Genomic DNA, 6,703 nt, shown 5'->3' with positions numbered 1-6,703 from the left:
CGTTGACTTTTGGCACGCTGTTGAGTTCTCAAGGAACGGACGCTTCCTTCGTACTCACCCCTGCGGGCTTTCCTCCGGACGTTTTCGTTCGGTGTGTTTCCAACCTTACCAGATCATTTCCGCGCCGTTTCCGGTTCGAATTTTGTTTCCGGTGGCCGTTGGAGGGCCTTTGCCTTTCGGCGTGTTCACTACTTTAGCCGCTTTCCCCGGCGGCTCATAATCGGGCCATGGGGATCGGAATTCGGGCATGCCGACATTCGAACCCGTGAGGGGAAGTCGTAGTAGTGGTTGGCCGCTCCGGGCTGCTCGGTCGGGTCCGATGGACCGTTCCGACAGCAGTGCCCGTCTCAAGCGGCTCGGGCCACGTTAGGCGTGTGACGGGGCCGAGTCAAGTCGCCCGGCGGCGCGGCTTGTGGGCGCGGTAGGGGCTGACCGTGGGGTCGCCGGCGATCCAGAAGCGCCAGGGGTGGACCGCGCCCTCGCCGCCCACTCCGGTGCGGGGGCCGTTTTCCCGCTGGTCAGGCGGGGCCGGGGTGCCGTGCAGTACGGACAGCGGGGATTCCGGGTCGGTGCAGAGGTCGGTGCCGTCGAGGGCGCGGGTGATGTCGAGACCGGTCGCCAGACGGGCGGGGCCTTTGGCCAGTTCGTTGTCGTTCCGGGCTGAAAGTCGTCGTGTGCGGACGAGGTCGGCACCGGCGGTGATCTCGCCGGCGCGGAGGAGGACACCGCTGGCCTTGCCCTCGGGGCCGCAGACCAGGTTGAGGCTGAACCACATGCCGTAGATGAAGTAGACGTACGCGTGGCCGGGCGGGCCGAACATCGAGGCGTTGCGGGCGGTGCGGCCGCGGTAGGCGTGCGAGCCCGGGTCGCGTTCGCCGTCGTACGCCTCCACCTCGGTGATGCGCAGTTCTATCGGTCCCTCGTCCGTGCGACGTACCAGGGTGCGGCCCAGCAGGTCCGGGGCCACGTCCAGGACGGGGCGGTCGAAGAAGGGGCGGGTGAGCGGCGTACGGTCCGGTTTCGGGGCGATCATGCCTGCCGAGGGTAACGGAACGCGGGTTGTCACCGCTCGTTGTGCGGGTACCCGCGGAACCTGGCGTCGGCATCGAGCGTTCGTACTGGTCAAGGCTGGAAGAGTTAAGGGGAGAGCATGGGATTCAAGAAGCTGCTGGCGAGCCTGGGCTCGGGCGGGGCGACCGTGGAGACGGAGCTCACCGAGGCGAACGTCGTGCCGGGCGGGGTCGTGCAGGGCGAGGTGCGGATCCAGGGCGGGTCCGTGGACCAGCAGATCGAGGGGTTGTCCGTCGGGCTCCAGGCGCGCGTCGAGGTGGAGGGCGGCGACCAGGAGGTCAAGCAGGACATCGAGTTCACCAAGGTGCGGCTGGGCGGTGCCTTCGAGGTGAAGGCGGGGGCGGTGCACGTGGTGCCGTTCGGCCTCGACATTCCGTGGGAGACGCCGGTGACGAGCATCGCCGGGCAGCAGCTGCGGGGCATGGACATCGGGGTGACGACGGAGCTGGAGATCGCGCGGGCCGTGGACTCCGGGGACCTGGACCCGATCAGCGTGCATCCGCTGCCGGCGCAGCAGGCGATCCTGGACGCCTTCGTGCAGCTGGGGTTCCGGTTCAAGAGCGCGGACATGGAGCGCGGGCACATCCGGGGGACGCGGCAGAAGCTGCCGTTCTACCAGGAGATCGAGTTCCTGCCGCCGCAGCAGTACCGGGGGCTCAACCAGGTCGAGCTGACGTTCGTCGCGGACGAGCGCGAGATGGACGTGATCCTGGAGATGGACCGCAAGGGCGGCATGTTCAGCGAGAGCAGCGACTCCTACCGGGCGTTCCAGGTCGGGCTGAACGACTTCCAGGGGACGGACTGGGCCGCGTACCTCAACCAGTGGCTGGCCCAGGTCGGCGGGCAGCGCAACTGGCTCTAGGGTCGGCAGGGTCCCGTACGAGTGCTGAGCGAGTGAGCAGGAAGAGGAAGGTGTTGACGTGACCGAGGGCAAGAGGGCGCCGCTGCCGCACGACTTCCATCCGCCGGTGGCGGCCTTCAGCGTGGTGAGCGACGACGTCGCCGAGGGCGCGGATCTGAAGGACGCCCAGGTGTACGCGGCCGGGAACACCTCGCCGCAACTGCGCTGGGAGGGCTTCCCGGCGGAGACCAAGAGCTTCGCGGTGACGTGCTTCGACCCGGACGCGCCGACCGGCAGCGGGTTCTGGCACTGGACGGTCTTCGACATCCCGGCGACGGTGACCGAGCTGGCGGCCGGCGCGGGGTCGGGGAAGTTCGAGGGGCTGCCGGAGGGCGCCGTACAGGCGCGTAACGACTACGGGTCGAAGGAGTTCGGCGGGGCCGCTCCCCCGGCGGGCGAGCGTCACCGGTACGTGTTCACCGTGTACGCGGTGGACGTGGAGAGCCTCGCCGCCCTGGGGGTCGACGCCGACACTCCGCCGGCCGCCGTCGGGTTCAATCTGCGGTTCCACACGCTCGGGCGGGCACAGCTCGTCGCGGAGTACGAGGCTCCGGCCGAAGGCTGAGCAGGGGCTGAGCAGGGACTGAGCCGCAGTCCGAAAGATTCACGGGGTATTTGCCCGTTCCCGGTCTTGAAAGAGATCGGGAACGGGCAGTTTTTGTTTGGGGGGCCGATGATCCCCCGCCGGGGACGCCGTTAATGCGTTGTCCATTGGGGCGTGTCCCGCCAGAGTTGATCCCAGCCCGCCACGGGGCGGGCCGGCACACGGAGGGTGGGCGGGATGCGTGACACGCTGGTTCTGAACGCGAGCTTCGAGCCGCTGTCGACGGTGACGTTGAACCGTGCGGTGGTGCTTGTCCTGACGGACAAGGCCGTGGTCGAGAAGTCGCATCCCGGGCTGCGCATGCGTGCCGCCGCTGTCGATCTTCCGGTGCCGATGGTGATCCGGCTGAGCCGGTACGTGCGCGTGCCCTTCCGAAGACAAGCTCCGTGGTCGAGGCGGGGAGTGCTGATACGGGACCAGCACAGGTGCGCGTACTGCGGGAAGCGGGCGACGACCGTGGACCACGTGGTGCCGCGGTCGCGCGGAGGCGGTGACACCTGGTTGAACACGGTGGCCTCGTGCGCCGAGGACAATCACCGCAAGGCGGACCGTACGCCGGAGAAGGCGGGGATGCCGTTGCTGTTCGAGCCGTTCGTTCCGACGCCGGCCGATGCGATGTTGCTGTCGCTGCGGGGCGCGGAGTGGGACGCGCTGCCGGACTGGCTGGCGGAGTCCGCCGCCTAGGGGTGCGGTCGCAGGAAGAGGGAGCCCGTCTCGTGGTGGAGGCGGGCTCCTTCGTGTGCGTGCGTCCGGGGGCGTCAGGCCAGCAGGAGCTGGATGATCGCGACGATGCCGACGGCGACGATCACGCCGCGCAGGACGGTCGGGGGCAGGCGGCGGCCGACCTTGGCGCCGATCTGGCCGCCGAGGGCGGAGCCGACGGCGATCAGGAGGACGGCGGTCCAGTCGAACTCGGCGACGAAGAGGAAGAAGACGGCGGCGACTCCGTTGACGACGGCGCCCAGGATGTTCTTGACGCCGTTGATCCGCTGGAGGGAGTCGTTGAGGAGCAGACCCATGAGGGAGAGGTAGAGGACCCCTTGGGCGGCGCCGAAGTAGCCGCCGTACGCGCTGGCGAGCAGGAGGCCGGCCAGGAGGGCGGGGCCGCCGTCGGGGTGCGGGCCGGTTTCCGGGTCGCCGTTCTGGGCGCGGCGGCGCTTGAGGGCCGCGGAGAGCTTGGGCTGGAGGACGACCAGGATCAGGGCCAGGCCGATCAGTACCGGGACGATCGTGTCGAAGGCGGAGGAGGGCAGGGCGAGGAGGAGGACCGCGCCGACCAGGCCGCCGAGGAGGGCGGTGAGGCCGAGCCGGAGGATGCGCCGGCGCTGGCCGCGCAGCTCCTTGCGGTAGCCGATGGCGCCGCTGATGGAGCCGGGGACCAGGCCGAGGGTGTTGGAGACGTTCGCGACGACGGGCGGCAGGCCCGTGGCGAGGAGCACCGGGAAGGTGATCAGGGTGCCGGAGCCGACGATGGTGTTGATGGTGCCCGCGCCGATGCCTGCGGCGAGGACGGCGAGCATCTCCCAGGTCGTCATGCGGCCCTACCCCTCGTGCTGAGTGCTGCGTGCTGATCGCTGCCGTGTGCAGCGATCATGCACGAGGGGGTGGCGGGTCAGTCGATGGGGGGCTGTTCGCGGCGTTGCCCGCTGTTCTGGGAGCCGCCCGAAGTGCCGCCCATGGGGCCGAAGTTGCCCATCGCCCCGGAGAGGCCCTTGAGCGCGTCGCCGATCTCGCTGGGGACGATCCAGAGCTTGTTGGCGTCGCCCTCGGCGATCTTCGGGAGCATCTGGAGGTACTGGTAGGCGAGCAGCTTCTGGTCGGCGTCGCCGGCGTGGATGGACTCGAAGACCGTACGGATGGCCTGGGCCTCGCCCTCGGCGCGCAGGGCGGCGGCCTTGGCCTCGCCCTCGGCGCGCAGGATCGCGGACTGCTTCTCGCCCTCCGCGGTGAGGATCTGGGACTGCCGGATGCCCTCGGCGGTGAGGATGGCGGCGCGCTTGTCGCGGTCGGCGCGCATCTGCTTCTCCATCGAGTCCTGGATGGAGGTCGGCGGTTCGATCGCCTTGAGCTCGACGCGGTTGACGCGGATGCCCCACTTGCCGGTGGCCTCGTCCAGGACGCCGCGCAGGGCCGCGTTGATCTCCTCGCGGGAGGTCAGGGTCCGCTCCAGGTCCATGCCGCCGATGATGTTGCGGAGCGTGGTGACGGTGAGCTGCTCGATGGCCTGGATGTAGCTGGCGACCTCGTAGGTCGCGGCGCGGGCGTCGGTCACCTGGTAGTAGATGACGGTGTCGATGTTGACCACCAGGTTGTCCTGGGTGATCACCGGCTGGGGCGGGAACGGGACGACCTGTTCGCGCAGGTCGATCCGGTTGCGGATCGAGTCGATGAACGGGACGACGATGTTCAGGCCCGCGTTCAGCGTGCGGGTGTAGCGGCCGAAGCGCTCGACGATGGCGGCGCTGGCCTGTGGGATGACCTGGATCGTCTTGATCAGGGCGATGAAGACCAGCACCACCAGAATGATCAGGACGATGATGATCGATGACATCGCTTCCCCGTGCCCTTCGTGTTGCTCGACGCTGCGCGGCCGGGCCGGTGGTCCGGTGCCGCGGTGATGATCGAGTTTTCCAGATGGCGGTACGCCGTGCAGGGCGTTCCGGACAGCTTTCCGTGCGGCGTGCGGTGGCTCACATGACGACGGCGGTGGCGCCGTCGATCTCGATGACGTCGACCTGCTGGCCGGGCTCGAAGGTCTGTCCGGCGTCCAGGGCGCGGGCCGACCAGATCTCCCCGGCGAGTTTGATGCGGCCGCCCTCGCCGCCGTCGACGCGTTCCACGACGACGGCCTGGCGGCCGCGCAACGCGTCGACGCCGCTGGCCAGTTGCGGGCGTTGACTTCGGTGCCGGGTGGCGATGGGACGTACCACCGCGATCAGGACGACCGAAACGGCCGCGAACACCAGTACCTGGGTGACGAGACCGCCGCCCAGGTAGGAGGTGAGCGCCGCCGCGAGCGCGCCGACGGCGAGCATTCCCAGTTCGGGCATCGTCGTGACGACGAGAGCGATGCCGAGCACCGCCGCGCCGATCAGCCACCAGAGCCATGCGTCCATGTTCACAACGGTCATGGTAGGGGCGGCCGGACGGCGCGGACAGGGCGCACAGGGGATGCGTACCGGCCCAAGTCCGTTGCGTACGGGCAGACTTAGCCGAGCGGGAGGCCCTGGGCGGTGTAACGGTCGCCGCGGTGCTCGACGAGGAGCGGCAGCCCGAAACAGAGGGAGAGGTTGCGCGAGGTCAGCTCGGTCTCGACCGGGCCCGCGGCGAGGACCTTGCCCTGGCGGATCATCAGGACGTGGGTGAAGCCCGGCGGGATCTCCTCGACGTGGTGCGTGACCATGATCATCGAGGGGGCGTACGGGTCCTTGGCGAGACGGCCGAGGCGACGGACCAGGTCCTCGCGGCCGCCGAGGTCGAGACCGGCGGCGGGCTCGTCCAGCAGGAGCAGTTCGGGGTCGGTCATCATGGCGCGGGCGATCAGGGTGCGCTTGCGCTCGCCCTCGGAGAGGGTGCCGAACCTGCGGTTCAGGAACTCGCTCATGCCCAGGCGGTCGAGGAAGGCGCGGGCGCGCAGCTCGTCGACCTCGTCGTAGTCCTCGCGCCAGGTGGCGGTCATGCCGTACGCGGCGGTGAGGACGGTTTCCAGGACGGTCTGCCGCTTGGGCATCTTGTCGGCCATCGCGATGCCGGCCATGCCGATGCGGGGGCGGAGCTCGAAGACGTCCACCCTGCCGAGGGTCTCGCCGAGGACGGCGGCGGAGCCGGCGGAGGGGAAGAGGTAGCTGGAGGCGATGTTCAGCAGCGTGGTCTTGCCGGCGCCGTTGGGGCCGAGGATGACCCAGCGTTCGCCTTCTTTCACCGACCAGGAGACGTCGTCCACCAGAGCCCGTCCGTCGCGGACCACGGATACGTCCACCAGCTCCAGTACATCGCTCATGAGCGCGTTGTCTCCCCATGCAGTATCGAAATGTCGCGTGTGCCTGTGGGCACAGCGCCCAAGGAAAACCTACGCCACCACTCGGACGGTCCGGCCCTTGGGATGGGTGCGGGCCGGAATCTAGGCT

The 6,703-nt window shown here is 69.1% G+C and carries 8 protein-coding genes; 3 read left to right on the top strand and 5 right to left on the bottom strand.

The window, feature by feature from the left end; translation table 11 throughout:
• Positions 1-388 precede the first annotated feature (388 nt).
• Complete coding sequence (locus ACIP93_RS12930; protein WP_401757911.1) at positions 389-1,033, bottom strand: DNA-3-methyladenine glycosylase; 645 nt, start codon at positions 1,031-1,033, stop codon at positions 389-391.
• Between the two features lie 117 nt (positions 1,034-1,150).
• Between ACIP93_RS12930 and ACIP93_RS12925 the strand changes: the two genes are divergently transcribed.
• The 3 genes from ACIP93_RS12925 to ACIP93_RS12915 all read left to right on the top strand — a co-directional run bounded on the left by ACIP93_RS12925 (position 1,151) and on the right by ACIP93_RS12915 (position 3,260).
• Positions 1,151-1,933, top strand: a complete 783-nt coding sequence (locus tag ACIP93_RS12925) for a sporulation protein (protein WP_345224382.1) — start codon at positions 1,151-1,153, stop codon at positions 1,931-1,933.
• Between the two features lie 58 nt (positions 1,934-1,991).
• The gene (locus ACIP93_RS12920; RefSeq protein ID WP_345224380.1) at positions 1,992-2,537 is read left to right on the top strand and encodes a YbhB/YbcL family Raf kinase inhibitor-like protein; all 546 of its coding nucleotides are present in this window, start codon (positions 1,992-1,994) and stop codon (positions 2,535-2,537) included.
• Between the two features lie 216 nt (positions 2,538-2,753).
• On the top strand, positions 2,754-3,260 hold the full coding sequence (locus ACIP93_RS12915) for an HNH endonuclease (RefSeq protein ID WP_345224377.1): 507 nt from the start codon (positions 2,754-2,756) through the stop codon (positions 3,258-3,260).
• Positions 3,261-3,334: 74 nt separating this feature from the next.
• Here the strand turns inward: ACIP93_RS12915 and ACIP93_RS12910 are convergent, their stop codons facing one another.
• From ACIP93_RS12910 to ACIP93_RS12895, 4 genes are all read right to left on the bottom strand, one after another.
• Positions 3,335-4,111, bottom strand: a complete 777-nt coding sequence (locus tag ACIP93_RS12910) for a sulfite exporter TauE/SafE family protein (RefSeq protein ID WP_345224375.1) — start codon at positions 4,109-4,111, stop codon at positions 3,335-3,337.
• Positions 4,112-4,188: 77 nt separating this feature from the next.
• The gene (locus tag ACIP93_RS12905; RefSeq protein ID WP_401757908.1) at positions 4,189-5,127 is read right to left on the bottom strand and encodes an SPFH domain-containing protein; all 939 of its coding nucleotides are present in this window, start codon (positions 5,125-5,127) and stop codon (positions 4,189-4,191) included.
• A 139-nt stretch (positions 5,128-5,266) separates the two neighbouring features.
• Positions 5,267-5,707 carry an NfeD family protein gene (locus ACIP93_RS12900; RefSeq protein ID WP_345224371.1) on the bottom strand — a complete coding sequence of 147 codons (441 nt, stop codon included), beginning with the start codon at positions 5,705-5,707 and terminating at the stop codon, positions 5,267-5,269.
• 77 nt (positions 5,708-5,784) lie between these two features.
• Entirely contained in the window at positions 5,785-6,576 is a 792-nt protein-coding gene (locus ACIP93_RS12895) for an ABC transporter ATP-binding protein (RefSeq protein ID WP_345224368.1), read from the bottom strand.
• Positions 6,577-6,703 lie beyond the last annotated feature (127 nt).

This window comes from Streptomyces sp. NPDC088745 (assembly GCF_044751045.1).
GTDB classification, from domain to species: domain Bacteria; phylum Actinomycetota; class Actinomycetes; order Streptomycetales; family Streptomycetaceae; genus Streptomyces; species Streptomyces cremeus.
This window is presented reverse-complemented; position numbering and strand designations above follow the sequence as displayed.

What these genes read in the sequence shown, in the direction of transcription:
- ACIP93_RS12930 (WP_401757911.1), bottom strand. Translation starts at nt 1,033, where the DNA reads ATGATCGCCCCGAAACCGGACCGTACGCCGCTCACCCGCCCCTTCTTC.
- ACIP93_RS12925 (WP_345224382.1), top strand. Translation starts at nt 1,151, where the DNA reads ATGGGATTCAAGAAGCTGCTGGCGAGCCTGGGCTCGGGCGGGGCGACC.
- ACIP93_RS12915 (WP_345224377.1), top strand. Translation starts at nt 2,754, where the DNA reads ATGCGTGACACGCTGGTTCTGAACGCGAGCTTCGAGCCGCTGTCGACG.
- ACIP93_RS12910 (WP_345224375.1), bottom strand. Translation starts at nt 4,111, where the DNA reads ATGACGACCTGGGAGATGCTCGCCGTCCTCGCCGCAGGCATCGGCGCG.
- ACIP93_RS12905 (WP_401757908.1), bottom strand. Translation starts at nt 5,127, where the DNA reads ATGTCATCGATCATCATCGTCCTGATCATTCTGGTGGTGCTGGTCTTC.
- ACIP93_RS12900 (WP_345224371.1), bottom strand. Translation starts at nt 5,707, where the DNA reads ATGACCGTTGTGAACATGGACGCATGGCTCTGGTGGCTGATCGGCGCG.
- ACIP93_RS12895 (WP_345224368.1), bottom strand. Translation starts at nt 6,576, where the DNA reads ATGAGCGATGTACTGGAGCTGGTGGACGTATCCGTGGTCCGCGACGGA.